This window comes from Paenibacillus nasutitermitis, assembly GCF_014641075.1.
GTDB lineage: Bacteria > Bacillota > Bacilli > Paenibacillales > Paenibacillaceae > Paenibacillus_Z > Paenibacillus_Z nasutitermitis.
Map to the genome: position 1 here is coordinate 208,788 of NZ_BMHP01000006.1, position 12,925 is coordinate 221,712.

Below are 12,925 nucleotides of genomic sequence, written 5' to 3' on the forward strand. Positions count from 1 at the left end.
ACGAAACGCTTCATAACGGCAGCCGCATTCTGCACTTCATCAGTCGGCAACCGCTCCCTAAGGGTCCAGTATGCTGGAAAAAGGCTTGTAAAGAGCGGTAATCCACTCGGTCGGCCCGGGTAGATCGGCACGGACAAGAATGGCTATGGACAGTATCAGCCCGCAGCCGCCTATCATGCAATAAACGATGGACTCGCGTTTGCCGGACAATAGCGATTTCCGGTCCAGAACATACAGCAGCACACTGAGCATCCAATAGATCAAGACCATGATCATAACCATTATTTGGCCTCCTTCGATTTCAGTGGATCGATATTCTGACTGACGATTCCAGTATGAACAATTCGGACATTAATATCGGTCTTGATATTCACCTCGTGGAATACCTGCTCCCAATTCTTCTTCGCCTGCTTCCACTGTTTCGGATAATGTTTTCGAAAGGCTTTTCCGATGCCAAGCACGTCCGCCTTCATATTTTTTTGAACTTGCGCAAGCGCCCGGTCAACCCGGCTGCGGATCAGTTCATTGGCTCCCCGGTTGACAAGCAGCATGTCCTGCGGATTCATCAGATCCAGCGAGGTCGTATTCTGCAGAACATCTCCCATTCCGGAAATAGACAGGACGACATGCCATTTGCCTTTCTCGTCAATATGGGGATGGACGGTCGTCCGGCTGCTGGTCAGATCAACGGATACTGTTCCTTCTACTTCCTTGGGGGTCAGCGTGATAACCGATGCCTTAATCCGGTTGGTCAGCCAGAATACGCCCCGCGAGATATCATTATCCACACTTCCTATCATCTTGCCGTGTTTAAATATGCTGAGCCCAGAAAAATAAGGCTTATTCGTCTTATGCATATGTAGCTTATCCGATATCTCGTCCCCCGAAAGTACAGAAGGAAGAAAAAAAGTTTGTTCCGGCGTCTCCAGCATGTCCTGAACAATGTTCCGGAGATCGACCTCCGTGCTAACCTGTGTTTTGGAAAGCTCGCTAAGCGCCTCCATGGAACTGCGTTCAAGCCGCGGGATCAATTGCATAATATCAAACGCCTTGCCCTCCGTGACGTAAACATCTGTTCTTTCACGCATTTGAACAAAACGGAGGATGAAATCCAAATCTTCCTTGATGCCCGCCTCCGCCCGTTTTTTGCCAAATACAAATACATCGCTATGCCCCCAGAACAGTTTGCGGGAAAGCCGCTCCTGAAGATGGGAGAGCGCATCTGCCAATGAAACGCCATCGGCTGTCGTGACCATCGTCTGCGCGCCAGACGTATTGAGTGCGCCCGGCTCCCCTGAGGAGCTGGCACCGCTGCCGCTAGTCGGAACGTAAACCTGGACCGTCAGTTCAACCATGCCTTTCTCACCCGCATCTGCGCCGGCAGCCAGCACGATTGCCATATCGTTAATTTCCGTCCTGTCCCAGCAGCCGGAAGTCAGAGAGAGACAGATTGAGACCGCGATCGTAAGGAGCGGCAGTCGGATGGCTTTTCTTCTCATCTTCCCTTCACTCCCCTTTTTTCCGGGGAACCGCCGGACGCATACCTTTTCCTCTGCGTAGACCTCCGCCGAATCCCGTCATTTTCGGTCTTCGGGATGGACTCCAGGCAGGCACTCTTGCCAGTACATCCTTCCACTCTCCCCTCATAGCGGGAGCCATCGGCGAGAAGTAGGGAATGCCGAAGGAACGCAGTGAGCACAAATGGATGCCGATGGCAACCATGGCCAGGAGAATACCCAGGAGCCCCAACATGCCGGCCAACAGCATGATCGGAAAACGAAGCATGCGTACAGCGATTCCGAGCGTATAATGCGGAAGCATGAACGAGGCAATCCCTGTAATGGCCACCACCATGACCATAGGCGAAGAAACCAGTCCTGCCGATGTTGCCGCCTGTCCGATGACCAGCGCGCCAACGATACTGACCGCCGCCCCTACTTGTTTAGGCAGGCGGACGCCTGCTTCCCGCAGCGCCTCAAACATGATTTCCATAATGAATGCTTCCACCAGTGCCGGAAAAGGAATCTCTTCTCTGGAACCTGCAACACTCAGCATCAGGGAAGTAGGGATCATTTCCTGGTGATAGGTAAGAATCGCCACATAGACCGAAGGAGCAAGAAGCGCCACAAAGAAAAAAAGATACCGCAGCCAGCGGACCATCGTGGATATCATATACCGTTGGTAATAATCCTCCGGAGATTGCAGCAAGGAGAAGAATGAAATGGGGGCAACCAGAGCGAAGGGGGTGCCGTCGGTCAGAATGACAAACCGCCCCTCCAACAGATTGGCGCAAGCAGTGTCAGGCCGCTCAGTGGCAACCATTTGCGGAAAAGGAGAGTAGGGCTGGTCTTCAATGAATTCCTCAATATTGCCGCTCTCCAAAATACTGTCTACTTCGATGCGCGCGAGCCTTCTCTCGACTTCCTCAATTAAAGCAGGCTCCACTAACCCTTCCACATAGGCGATGGCGACCCTTGTTTTTGTATATAATCCAAGCTCATGCCGCTTCATCTTCAAATCAGGCGTCCTTACTTTGCGCCGGATCATTGCGAGATTATCATTAAATGCTTCCGTGAAACCTTCCCGCGGCCCCCGGACAACGGATTCCGCCATCGGTTCATCAATCGCTCTTTTTCTCCACTCCGCCAGCGCGAAGGTGTACCCTTCGGAGGATCCGTTAGTCAGCAGCACAGCATTGCCGATCGTGATTGCATCGGCGAGCTCTGTGAAGGTGTGGATAACACTGCTCGACATATCGCCTATTTTCTCTTGTACCGCCTGTTCAGCACCGCCACCGGTTAGTGCTTCTCCAGATCCCAGACCAGCGAGCGTCTCGCGGATTTCATTAATCCGCTCATCACTAACGAGTCCGTCAAAATAGACTAGAAAACCTGAAAGTGCCGTAGTACGCGGGCAGTCCTGAACAATAAAATCGCAGCAATTCCGGTATCTCTCCTGAAGGCGATTCCGGTTGTCTTCAAGGTTGGATGCCAGCCTATCATGGTTCATATCTGAAGCATTGCTCATAGAGTCCTTCCTTATGGTCATCATGTAGTCTTGTTCTTATCGTTGCCATAAACAGGTCTGAATAATCAGCTTTCTATTGCGGCCCGCTGGCATGCAGCGACCTCTCTACGATATATCAGCGCAGCAAAACACCCTTCTATGAATCTGCGGCAGCGTCCTGCCTTCGATTATAGAAGGGTGTTACCTGGTGGCCCGTGCACCTTCTCATTGCGCCCTGCCTTACCTGGAAAGCCTATCTTCTGCGTTTCTCGGTGAGCTGAAACTGTCCGACCAGCTGCTGCAGAAATGCGGTAATCGCCTCCACGTGACCAGAAGTATGGCGGACATTCATGAAGCCCGCCTGAAGCTCCCGGACATTGCTCTCTACTTCTTTGGAGATGCTGCGGTTATCCTTGCTGACGCTGGCGATCTTCTCCATCAAGATCACAACTTCATCAATAATTTGCGTTTTGAGCGATTCATCCGCGCCCGCGCTTCTGAGTATGTCCGAAGCCGCCGCAACCAGCTCATTGCCTTCGCCGACTACCCGCGTTCCTTCCGCCATGGTGGTTGTCGCATCCTGGGCGCTGCGGTAAATATTGCGCACAATGCCGTGGACCTCCTCCGTCGATTGGCGGGTCAGATCAGCAAGTTTCCTGATTTCCGCAGCTACGACTGCAAACCCCCGTCCCTGCTCGCCGACCCTTGCCGCCTCAATGGAAGCATTCAGCGCCAGCAGCTGTGTCTGTGCAGAGATCTCCTCAATAACATGCAGCACATTGCGGATCTCGTTTGCCGTCTGCATGAATGCTTCAATCGTCCCGTGGGTGTGAGCCACCTTATCGGAAATCTGCACCATCTTATCCCCGATCCGCACCAATTCCCCCTGGGCAATCCCGATCTGCTCCGAAGCTTTGTTCTCCAGCATCCGCAGCGTTTCCCGCATCTCTCCAGCCACATTCTTGGCAATATCAATGTCCTGCAGCTGGCTGCGGATACTCAGAAGCATGTCGCTGACCTTCCCGCTTACCCGCTCCGTCGCCCCGGCCGTTGCAAAAGTTGAATCGCTGAGCAGGCGCTGGCTGCTCAAAACATCAGCCGAAGCCAGTTTGACCTGAAGCATGATGCCTTCCAGGGAATCAATCATATTATTCACCCATTTGGACAGTTCCCGCGTTTCATTGTTGTCGAACGAAGCAGGTTCCAGCCGCTGGGTCAGGTCGCCTTTGCCTTCGGCATTGATCCGGATAAACCGGTTCAGCCGGCGCAGCTGATGGACGACCCGGTTGCTGACTTTAGTATGAAGCGATGCGATCATGACAAGTCCCATCAGCAGGTTGAAGGCTCCGATTATCAGCGCCTCGTGGAGCTTTCCGACATGTCCCGCCAGCAGATAACCCAGCGCTCCGCCCAGGACGCCCAGCATGGTGACCCAGCCCAGCAGATGCCTGAACGGGGTCCATTTCATGCTGCGGATCCGGTACACCTCCTCCAGATCGCCTTCGCACATCATGCCCCACAGGTCGGGACAATGGGGCAGCTGGAACGTGACCCCTTTGCCAATCACGGGAATATGCCGATAGTCGGAGTAGCCGGGGAATCCGACGAACAAGTTGCTGCCGTTTCGGATCGTACGGGCAACACCCGGATGAAGCTGGCCCGTAGCCGGATCGGTGAAGATGATTTCCAGCTCCGTATGCTCTTTCACCGATACCGTTCCCCAGTCCGTCGTCACTCCGTCCTTCAGGTTCTCCCCGTGCGTGAAGGTCCGGTCCTCGAACCGGCTGCGGGAAAGTGCCGTTCCCGGTGCGATATGTGTCTGGAGCCCGGGCTTTGCCATAAACAGATAGTTATCACCGGAATCCGGATATACATGGCCGGATTCGCGCTGGATGAGATCGCCGACAACATCATTGGGGACCCGGCCGCAAAGCGCGCCGCACCAGACGCCATCTTCCACTACCGGAACGATAAAGAGAAGCGTCATTTGGTCGTGAAAAGAGGAAGAGCTGGGGCCGATCGTCAGTGTCCATGGATCCCGGTAAGGCCCAAACAGACATTTGCGCCCCTCCGCTATTTCCCTGGAATAGCGGATTCCGTCCATAATTAGGGCACCCTCACAATAATCCTGTCCCCGATGCTGCTCGCAGGTGGAGAAAATCACCTTGTCATTTGCATTCAACAGGAAAATTTCCGAGAAATCGGCTGCCCGGCTGCGGGTTCCCGCGAATAAATGCTCCCAGGCCGCCTGATTGTCCCCGCTTGGAATGGAAGATCCCCGCCTCATGGCAGACAGTTGTCCGGACAGCCGGTCCAGATGATCCCAATATTCCGCTGTCCATGACTGCAGCAGATCCATCCGGGTGTCTGCAATCCCTTCAAAGCTATCTGCGACATCCTCCTCCAGATCAGCGTTCAGCCGACAAGACCACCATAAGGGCAGTCCCTTGCGCCATCCCAACCCCTTAAACATCGGCATCCCCATCTCTCTTTGGCAATCTGCTTTTTATGTCAGAAATTATAACATAAATTGGGTCAAAATACGCAGTATTTTAAATTTTTCAGTGAGAATAGGATCAAAATCCAAGGATATATAATAAAAAATGCGCCTTTCGGCGCATTACTGATATAGAGGAGTATGGATCTATTTGATTCTGCAATTAATCTACCATCAGATGTTATGTCTAATCGTTGTGAAAAAAGTTCGGCTTTAGCACCCGATCATCATAGCGTTGATGGAAGACAGAGGTCGCAGCTGGAGAAAGCGGCGGAATCAGCCACGACCATCTTCCAGTGACCGGGCGGCCGCTTTGCGTCTCCTTCTGGACGAAGTGACCAAACTGCTTGCTCGCCGTATGATGATCCACAATCGTTACACCCCTGTGTTTAAACGAATGCAGAACCGCCACATTAAGCTCCACCAAAGCCCGGTCCCGCCACAGCGAGGAGTCCCGGCTGGTGTCCAGCCCCATCTTATCTGCGACTTGAGGCAGCATATTATAACGGAAATCGTCCGCCAGATTGCGGGCGCCGATCTCCGTCCCCATGTACCAGCCATTAAAGGGAGCAGCCGTATACCGGATACCTCCGATCTCCAGCGCCATATCCGAGACAATGGGAACCGCATACCACTCCAGGCCGAGCTCCGCCAAGCCATCCACATCGGGATGCACAATCGGCACTCTTAGCACCAAATGCTCCGGAATGGCAAACCATTTGGGTACGCGCCCGCCGATTTGAATAACAAGAGGCAGCAGGTCAAACGCCGAGCCCGCTCCTCTCCAGCCCAGCTCATGGCACAGATCGGTGAACGCCACAGAGGCCGGATCCCCGACAACCCCGGTGCTTGTTTGATAGCCTGCATAACGAATCAGCTGGTGATTGCGGATCCGGATTTTCTCCCCGCGGTCCTCCCCCTCTGGGGAGAAGACGGTAACAACCGGACGTATTTTGCCTTCATTGGTGGCATAATCAATATGATCCAGCAAAGCCTCGGCGATTTCTTCCTCAGTCTTTGCCTTGCGGGCATCCTGGATCGTCAGCGTTTCCCAGAAGAAACGGCCGATGCATCGGTTGCTGTTGCGCCAGGCCATTTTTGCCCCATAGGACAGCTCCTCGGGAGTATGCTCGTAGCTTCCGCCGCTTCCGATGCTCGCGGCGATCTCCGCCAGCCGCCTCTCGGCCTCAGGCCCGGACTTGCCCAGCTCGCTGTAACAGCTATGAATGAATGAAGCAGCCTCCTCCATGCGCTGCCTGGTGTCAATAATACTTGTTTGTCGCATATAGAGACCTGCCCTCTGTATAAGATCGTTAATTCTGCGTCAAGGCATTGCGTACCGCCAATATATACTTGGACTGATCCAGTGGATTGACCCCTCTGCGGACACGCTCCACATGGACGTCCGGCGGACATTCCCGGTAGCCGTGGAAGAAGGTGGACAGCGTTCCCCTTCCTCTGGTAAGCGAGCCGAGTCGGGCCGGAAAATCCAGCGTGGTCGCTACCGGCAGCAGCCCTTCTATTTCCATCCGCTCCTGGCGCACCACCGGCGCATCGAATTCTCCCCGCATGACGACCAGCTCGCCGAGCAGCTTGCCCCCGTATTCCTCCGGTATCGACAGGCGGAATCTCAGCATCGGCTCCAGCAGCTTTGTGCCGACATGGGCCAGCCCATTCATGATACCCATTGGCGTGGCAATCACAAAATCCAGCGGATGCGTGTGCCACACATGATGTTCCCCCTCCAGCAGGGTGACCCGCAGATCTGTCACTTCCCAGCCCAGCAAGCCCTGGGAGAGCGCCTCCGGCACGCGCCGCGCCACTTCGTTCTGGTAGCTCTCTGTCAGCTGCTCGCCCCGCACCCTGGAAGAATAGGCGAGACCGCTGCCCCGCTCTGCCGGTTCGATCAGAAAGCGCAGAATCGCCCAGCAAGGCTTGGGCATCAGATATGCAATATAACCTTCGCCGGCTGAAGCGGGCGTCTCCTTATAAATAACCGATGGAGCGCCAAAGGTTACTCCAAGTCCGAAACGGCTGCGCATCAGATGCGACAGCACCTCCATCTGAATGGGACCCATGACTTTAAGATGCAGCTCGCGCTCATCCTGCAGCCACTGCAGGTCCAACAGCGGGTCTTCATCGGCCAGCTCCGCAAAAGCGGCGACTACAGCCGGATATTCCGCTTCATTGCGCCACTGGACCTGTACGGTCAGCAGCGGTACGGCAAGCCGCTGCTCCCCGGGCACACGGCCTGGCAAGCCCAGAATATCGCCGATCCGGGCCCGGTTAAGACCATAGACGGCCGCGATACCGCCGGCAGCCAGCAGGCCGGTGTCCTCGGTCTTCTGCCCGTGAACCCGGCGGATCTGGGTGACCTTATCCTGCAGACCCCGGGTATGGTTAACCAGCGTATCCCGGTTGCGGATTACGCCATCGTAGAGCCGGACATACGCGATTTTGCCCATAGCCTGATCTTTCTCTATCTTGAACACCACGCCGGATACCGGCGCATCCTCGGAGCCTTCCGGCGGAGGCAGAAGACGTACCACCGCATCCAAGAGCTCCGTCACGCCGACCCCCCTGTTGGATGCCCCGAATAAGACGGGAAACAGCTCCGAGTGCCGGACCCCCTCTTCCAGAATGGGCAGCAGCCAACTGGCTGGCAGCTCGCTGCCCTCCAGGTAGGCGAGAGTTAGTGCCTCATCGCGTTCCGCGATTGTCTCCACCATCAGGTCCTGGTAATAGGCTGACCAGCTGTCTGGCTCACCCGCGTCCTCCGCCAACAGATCCCGCGATCCGGCAAATCCGCCCTCCGCTCCGTCCGGCGCCTGGACGGGAACGGCTCCATGCGACAGCAGCTTGCCGATCTGCTTCAATACACCGGGCGCATCCGCCCCGACACGGTCCATTTTGTTTATATAAATCAAGGTGGGAACCGACAGCTCGCGCAGCGCGTGCCAAATCACCTCGGTCTGTGCCTGAACGCCCTCAACCGCCGAAACAATCAGCACCGCCCCGTCCATAACACGCAGGGAACGCTCCACCTCGGAGAGAAAATCAATATGTCCCGGGGTGTCCACCAGATTGATATGTGTCCCCTTCCACATCAGGCCGGTCACCGCGGAACGCACCGATATGCCGCGCTCCCGTTCGACATCCAGCCAATCCGTCTGGGAAGTTCCCGAATCGACGCTGCCCAGCGCACGTAATTGACCGCTTAAATACAGCATTTGTTCCGTCGTTGTCGTTTTCCCCGCATCTACGTGGGCGAATATACCAACATTGCGCATGGCTTGCTGCTGATGCCCCATTTGTCCCGTTCATCCCCTCATCCTCAATGTCTCTATTATAACGCATGCCAAGAGGAAGAAGCGACAAGCCAGCGGCCAACTCCCTCTGTCGGACATGGAAAAACGCCCTATCGTTTTCAGCTAAAAAAAATAATTTCAACAAAACCCTCTAAAGGCTCAAACCGTTTGTCCGCGGCGTTCGTTAGCTCCATATGAACGTAATTATAGAGGAGGCTATTTTAATGACAAAGGTCAGATTTGGGTCGTTATGGCTTGTATTGTCGTTGTTTGCAATCCTGCTGCTCCCCGCTATCGGCGCTTCGGCCGAAACAGGATCCGGGGGCGTGACCTCCGATGCGGACACCGCATCCCGCTTGGGCTTGCTGCTTGGTGACGGAGATGGCGTAAGCGCTTCCTATTTGGACAAAACGTCCACGCGGCTGCAGGCGGCCATTATTTCGCTCCGGCTGCAGGGCCAATTGGATAAGGCACTTTCCTATACCGGCACGGACAGCTTCAATGACGCCAAGCTGGTGGGCAAAGCCAACCAATCCGTACTCGCCTATCTCAAAAACCATCCCGAGCTGGGCTGGTCCGGCACAGGCAAAGGACAATTCGATCCATCGGCCCCCATTAGTTCCCAGCAGCTGTACAAGGTGCTGCTGGAGGTAATGGGTTATCCATCCGGAACCGCTTATACGTACGCGGATACCGAAATCTTCGCCGAAACCAAAGGGCTCGGGCAAATCGCCGGCACGGCATCCCTGACGAATGCGCATATTGCGTCAGCCCTCGTCGAGGCTTTAAGCGCCGCTACCGCTCATGGGCACTCCTTGTTCGAGATGCTGCAGGCGGACGGTATGCTCCCTGATTCCGCCGTTCTTCCTCAAGGTGAACGGATCAGCCTTCATCAGAATGACAAGCTGGGGACCTATTTTACGGATCAGGCAGGCCATACCCTGTATTTCTTCACTAAGGATGCCGAAAATCCCGATGCCTGCCAAGGCGACTGCCTGAAGGCCTGGCCGATTTATTATGCGGACCAGCTGCAAATTCCCGCCATGCTGAACGCTGGTGATTTTTCGACGCTGACTCGCGGGGACGGGACCAGACAGACCGCATACAAAGGCTGGCCGCTCTATTATTTTGCCAAGGATGAGGTTGCGGGCGACGTGCTTGGCGAAGCAGTTGGCGGCGTCTGGTTCACCGCCAAATCCGATTATTCCGTCATGCTCGGCACCGCCTCCGAACTCGGCAATTACCTGACGGATGATCAGGGACGCACGCTGTATTACTTTGACAAAGATACCCCTCAAAAAAGCGCTTGCGAAGGAAACTGCCTGACAAACTGGCCCGCCTACAAGGCTTCCGGAAAAAGTGCGCCCACTGGTGTCGCATCCGCGGATCTCGGCATGATCACTCGGGCCGACGGGAGCAAGCAGTCCACATACAAGGGTTACCCGCTCTACTATTTCATTCAGGACCAGGCTCACGGCGACATCAAAGGGCAGGATGTCAATAAGCTGTGGTTTGTCATCGATCCCGCCAAATTTACAGGCACAACAGCGCCTCAGGCCAAAACTTATCATGTCTATATTAAAGAGTTTTCGTTCGGCACCGGTCCGCTTACCGTGGAGGCCGGTTCCTCTATCGTGTTCACCAATTTTGACGACATGAAGCATAACGCCGTCGCCGTTGACGGCAGCTTCGCCACACCGCTGCTGGCCAAAGGCGATACCTTCACCATAACGCTGAACAACGCGGGAACCTATGATTATTTCTGCGAGCCGCACAAAAAATTCATGACCGGCCAGATTATTGTGAAATGAGCGGACCGCATATGAGGAACCCTTTCTATCGGATTGCTTTGACTCTGGTCGTACTGCTCGGCATGCTGCTTCTGGCAGCATGCGGCAGCGGGAGTGAAGAGCCGGCGGAGAACCATAACCGCCATAATGCCGTCCAAGAGGCGGCCGCACCGGAAACGGAAACCGCAGCAGGCAACAATGACGACTCTGCCGCAGCCGCCGACAACGGTGCCCGAAGCGGCAACGAAAAAGCCAACGACAATAGAAGCAACAACGGAAATGACAGCAAAACCAAGGAGGGGGCTCCTGAAAGCGAACCTTCAGCCGCCTGGCACGATGGAGGGGATGATAACCCCAAATCCCCCGCCCACCCGGCTTCAAAGCCAGGGACAGCGAATGGCAGCGGGGACAATACCTCTCCAGACTCAAAACCGGGAACGTCAAAAGGCAGCGAACCAGCTAAACAGGTGGACTCCTCCCCTGGGAAGAAGCCCGGGGACCAAAAGGAAGATAAGCCTTCTGCCCCGGCGCCTGCAGCGGACAATAAAGACAACAACAAACCGGCAAGCAAGGACCAAACCGGCAAGGTATATGTGGTGGAAATTGTGGACTTCGCGTACTCGCCAAGCAAGCTTGCGATCAAGGCCGGAGACATCGTGAAATTCATCAATAAAGATGAGGTCCGCCACAGCGCGACGGCCGATGACGACTCCTTTGATACCGACCTGTTGGGTCAGGATGAAGCCAAGCCGGTCACATTTTCCAAGGCAGGCGAATTTTCCTATTATTGCTCGCCGCATCCGGCCATGAAGGGTACAATTATCGTAACAGCCGACAAGTAGGAGCTCTCCTGGAGCCTGCTCAAGAGGAACCGGCTGCGCCGTCCTCTGACGGCAAAGTCAGTTTCTTCCCTTAGACCTTATAGAAATTTATAAGCGTGAAACTTATACATTCTATAAGGTTAAAGAAAATAGTCCGGAGGGCATCCGTTATGCAGAATCTTTCCGATTACGAACTGATGCTGCTGATTAAACACAAACGGCATTCGGCGCTTTCTATCCTTTACGACCGCTATTCCGCCTTAATTTATTCCTTCGCCTGGAAAGCCCTCAGGGATGAGCAGGCCGCCCGGGAGATCGTCCAATCCGTATTTATCCGGCTATGGACCACCGAATCGGAATATGATCAGAACAAAGGCCGTTTTACCAGCTGGCTGCTGACGATCACCCGCAACATCACAACGGACTGGCAGCGCCGGAAGCGCCGGGAGGATGCGGGGGTGGCCTCTGTTTTCCCCGGGCGGCTGGAACAGCTCCCGGACACGTATTCGGCTTCGCCGGAGGACCGGGCGGAACGGGAGTCACTTAAGGAACAAATACGCGATGCCTATTGTCATTTGTCCAAGCAGCAGATTATGCTCCTTGAGCACTTTTATTGGCAGGGCTACAGCTTAACCGAGCTGGCTCTTCTCTACAATCAGCCGCTCGGCACGGTCAAAAACCGTCTTCACCAGGCTTTAAAAATATTACGCAGACATCTGCTTGAGAGTGGGGAGGGAATATGATGCGAGATGAGCGACCGCAGCCTCAATGCGACTTGTGCCTGGACTATATCTCCGGCCTGCTCTCCGGGGAGGAGCAATTGGCCTTCGAGCGTCATCTCACCCACTGCGAAGCGTGTCAGATGGAAATCAACGAACTTCGATTTGTATGGGAGGCGCTTCCCGCCGACATGGAGCATATGGAACCACCCGAAGATTTAAAGCAGCAGGTGATGGATGCCGCAAGAGCGGCGGAGATGAAGGGGATGCGGTCAATTGCGGGAAGAAGGTTAAGAAGCAAACAGACCTTCTATGCTCTCGCGGCCGGGGCGCTGGCTGTCCTCTTCCTCCTCGGCACCATCTGGAATGTGCAGCTGTACCGGGACAGAACCGAATCGATAACCACCATCGAGCAGGCTCTGACAGTGCCTGCCGCCCAGATCAGGCAGCTGATCCCTCTGCAGCCGCAAACCGCAGACGCAGCCCAAGCTTATGGAGTTGCCTGTATCGTAGATAACGGGAAGGACAAACAGTTTGTTGTTTATGTATTCGGGGCACCGCAAACCGGCAGCGAACAAGCTTATCAGGTGTGGCTGGTCAAGGATGGCAAGCGCAGCAGCGCAGGCACATTCCGTGTCGCCGACAAGGGAATCGGCTTGCTCTCCATGCCCATCGCCGCAGACACGCTTGTCTTTGATGCAATCGGCATCACGCTTGAGCCGGACGACCGTGGCGACCAGCCGCGCGGCATCAAAATATTCGGTTCAGCATAACCCCTTTCCAT

10 protein-coding genes are annotated in these 12,925 nt (G+C 55.0%); 4 read left to right on the forward strand and 6 right to left on the reverse strand.

Annotated elements, in window-relative coordinates; genetic code table 11:
* Nucleotides 1–57: 57 nt before the first annotated feature.
* The 6 genes from IEY46_RS29550 to IEY46_RS29575 all read right to left on the reverse strand — a co-directional run bounded on the left by IEY46_RS29550 (nt 58) and on the right by IEY46_RS29575 (nt 8,814).
* The gene (locus IEY46_RS29550; RefSeq protein ID WP_188997899.1) at nt 58–282 is read right to left on the reverse strand and encodes a hypothetical protein; all 225 of its coding nucleotides are present in this window, start codon (nt 280–282) and stop codon (nt 58–60) included.
* Entirely contained in the window at nt 282–1,499 is a 1,218-nt protein-coding gene (locus IEY46_RS29555; protein WP_188997901.1) for a Ger(x)C family spore germination protein, read from the reverse strand. Before IEY46_RS29555 ends, IEY46_RS29550 begins: the two co-directional genes overlap by 1 nt.
* Nucleotides 1,500–1,506: 7 nt before the next feature.
* On the reverse strand, nt 1,507–3,027 hold the full coding sequence (locus IEY46_RS29560) for a spore germination protein (protein ID WP_229750625.1): 1,521 nt from the start codon (nt 3,025–3,027) through the stop codon (nt 1,507–1,509).
* 232 nt (nt 3,028–3,259) lie between these two features.
* Nucleotides 3,260–5,485, reverse strand: a complete 2,226-nt coding sequence (locus IEY46_RS29565; protein WP_308422854.1) for a methyl-accepting chemotaxis protein — start codon at nt 5,483–5,485, stop codon at nt 3,260–3,262.
* A gap of 205 nt (nt 5,486–5,690) precedes the next feature.
* Nucleotides 5,691–6,788 carry a nitric oxide synthase oxygenase gene (locus IEY46_RS29570; protein ID WP_188997904.1) on the reverse strand — a complete coding sequence of 366 codons (1,098 nt, stop codon included), beginning with the start codon at nt 6,786–6,788 and terminating at the stop codon, nt 5,691–5,693.
* A 28-nt stretch (nt 6,789–6,816) separates the two neighbouring features.
* A complete protein-coding gene (locus IEY46_RS29575; RefSeq protein ID WP_188997906.1) occupies nt 6,817–8,814 on the reverse strand; it encodes an elongation factor G in 1,998 nt (665 codons plus the stop codon).
* A gap of 221 nt (nt 8,815–9,035) precedes the next feature.
* Between IEY46_RS29575 and IEY46_RS29580 the strand changes: the two genes are divergently transcribed.
* From IEY46_RS29580 to IEY46_RS29595, 4 genes are all read left to right on the forward strand, one after another.
* Nucleotides 9,036–10,622, forward strand: a complete 1,587-nt coding sequence (locus tag IEY46_RS29580; protein WP_188997908.1) for a plastocyanin/azurin family copper-binding protein — start codon at nt 9,036–9,038, stop codon at nt 10,620–10,622.
* An 11-nt stretch (nt 10,623–10,633) separates the two neighbouring features.
* Nucleotides 10,634–11,443 (forward strand): cupredoxin domain-containing protein, encoded by an 810-nt coding sequence (locus IEY46_RS29585; protein WP_229750626.1) that lies wholly within the window; start codon nt 10,634–10,636, stop codon nt 11,441–11,443.
* 149 nt (nt 11,444–11,592) lie between these two features.
* Entirely contained in the window at nt 11,593–12,165 is a 573-nt protein-coding gene (locus IEY46_RS29590) for an RNA polymerase sigma factor (protein WP_188997912.1), read from the forward strand.
* Entirely contained in the window at nt 12,165–12,914 is a 750-nt protein-coding gene (locus tag IEY46_RS29595; protein ID WP_188997914.1) for an anti-sigma factor, read from the forward strand. The genes IEY46_RS29590 and IEY46_RS29595 overlap by 1 nt, the downstream gene beginning before the upstream one ends.
* The last annotated feature ends 11 nt before the right edge of the window (nt 12,915–12,925 follow it).

Excerpts from the sequence above, each read along its gene's own strand:
- IEY46_RS29550 (WP_188997899.1), bottom strand. The coding sequence starts at position 282 with ATGGTTATGATCATGGTCTTGATCTATTGGATGCTCAGTGTGCTGCTG.
- IEY46_RS29555 (WP_188997901.1), bottom strand. The coding sequence starts at position 1,499 with ATGAGAAGAAAAGCCATCCGACTGCCGCTCCTTACGATCGCGGTCTCA.
- IEY46_RS29560 (WP_229750625.1), bottom strand. The coding sequence starts at position 3,027 with ATGAGCAATGCTTCAGATATGAACCATGATAGGCTGGCATCCAACCTT.
- IEY46_RS29565 (WP_308422854.1), bottom strand. The coding sequence starts at position 5,485 with ATGCCGATGTTTAAGGGGTTGGGATGGCGCAAGGGACTGCCCTTATGG.
- IEY46_RS29570 (WP_188997904.1), bottom strand. The coding sequence starts at position 6,788 with ATGCGACAAACAAGTATTATTGACACCAGGCAGCGCATGGAGGAGGCT.
- IEY46_RS29575 (WP_188997906.1), bottom strand. The coding sequence starts at position 8,814 with ATGGGGCATCAGCAGCAAGCCATGCGCAATGTTGGTATATTCGCCCAC.
- IEY46_RS29580 (WP_188997908.1), top strand. The coding sequence starts at position 9,036 with ATGACAAAGGTCAGATTTGGGTCGTTATGGCTTGTATTGTCGTTGTTT.
- IEY46_RS29585 (WP_229750626.1), top strand. The coding sequence starts at position 10,634 with ATGAGGAACCCTTTCTATCGGATTGCTTTGACTCTGGTCGTACTGCTC.
- IEY46_RS29590 (WP_188997912.1), top strand. The coding sequence starts at position 11,593 with ATGCAGAATCTTTCCGATTACGAACTGATGCTGCTGATTAAACACAAA.
- IEY46_RS29595 (WP_188997914.1), top strand. The coding sequence starts at position 12,165 with ATGCGAGATGAGCGACCGCAGCCTCAATGCGACTTGTGCCTGGACTAT.